At 41.3% G+C, this 1,381-nt stretch carries 1 protein-coding gene and 1 pseudogene; both read left to right on the top strand.

Features of this window, described 5'->3' with window-relative positions; translation table 11 throughout:
- Positions 1–714: T9SS type A sorting domain-containing protein (locus J2Y40_RS23935; RefSeq protein WP_310001805.1), on the top strand; the 714-nt coding region annotated here is incomplete at its 5' end.
- Positions 715–734: 20 nt separating this feature from the next.
- Positions 735–1,381 (top strand): annotated as a pseudogene (locus tag J2Y40_RS23930) (hypothetical protein); the annotation flags it as partial.

The following is a 1,381-nucleotide window of genomic DNA, read 5'->3' as shown; positions in this document are numbered from 1 at the left end:
TCCACAGGTTATCTTATTGGCGGAGAATCCAGGTCTGAAAGATCAGGAAACAAAACCGTAGGCATAGAAGAAGGTACCGATCTTTGGCTTGTAGCTTTGAACGAAAGAGGTGAAGAAGAGTGGCAGAAATCCTACAATTTTAAGAATCGTGATATCCTGATGGGAATGAGCGTGATTCATTCCGCGGATGATAAAACTTCCAAAGGGATTTTACTTGGCGGTTATACCCAGGCAGAAGGCCGAATCGAAAAAGATGATGAAACCTTCTGGATGCTGTATCTGGATCAGGAGGGTAATGAACAATGGCGAAAACACATCGCCGGAGAAAATAGGAAGAAAGAAGAAAGACTTTCTGATATAAAATTGAACAGAGACGGTTCCATCATCCTTGCAGGGACCAGTGCAGAAGAACTCGGAAAAGAGAACTGGAAGATTGTGAAACTAGGCGACAGTCAGTTGGACAAACTCATCGAAAAACAGGACATCAAAATTTACCCGAATCCAGTTTCAGATTATGCCTACATAGAAATAGGTATGCAATTCCAGAATGCAGATATTTTGGTCTATGATATGACCGGAAGACAGCTTCAGGTAGTCAAGACGAAGAACAAAATCACCAAGATCAATACCCAGCCTTTGGTTCAGGGAGCATACCTAGTAGTGATCAAGACGGATACCAATAAAACAGCCAACGCAAAACTGATAAAGAAATGATTAGAAAAAAAATAATAGGTATGCTCTTTACTTTACTGGGCATACTGCCTCTGTATTCTCAACAGACCGTAGGAAATGCGCAGGCAGACCAACAGGTTCTTAATTACCCAACCTCTCCAGATGCTTATGCACTGGATAAAGTGGGAAAATTACCGGTGGATTTATTCAATGGCAAAGCCAATATCAATCTGCCTATTTACACCATAGAACTGGGAGATCTAAGTTTTCCGATTGGCCTTAGTTACAATACGGGCGGAATCAAACAAAATGAAATTGCAGGTTCCGTAGGCTTGGGGTGGGCTCTGTCGATGCCTAACTCTGTATCAAAAGGTATTTTCGATAAAGATGATGATCTTGCTGCTTTATTTTTTAAAGATATTAATCAGGCGACCTTAACCCTGACCAATATTGATAAGGATAATGCGACCCAGCAGGATAATCTGGACCTGCTCAACACAGGACAAAATGATCTGAAGCCCGATCTCTACAGCTATAATTTACCTGGTTTAAGCGGCAGCTTTATTGTTAACAATAACCTGGGATACACCATTCCGCATGAAGATATAAAAATTGAAAAATCAGGCCCTAACTTTAAGATAACCGATACCAAAGGTACCCTATACTGGCTTTCACCACAAAATTCTGTGGTGTCAAAAGGACCGGGTAC

The sequence above is a fragment of the Chryseobacterium sp. 2987 genome, from assembly GCF_031456375.1.
GTDB classification, from domain to species: domain Bacteria; phylum Bacteroidota; class Bacteroidia; order Flavobacteriales; family Weeksellaceae; genus Chryseobacterium; species Chryseobacterium vaccae.
Note: the sequence above shows the minus strand (reverse complement) of the source record. Positions and strands in the feature narration are given on the sequence as shown.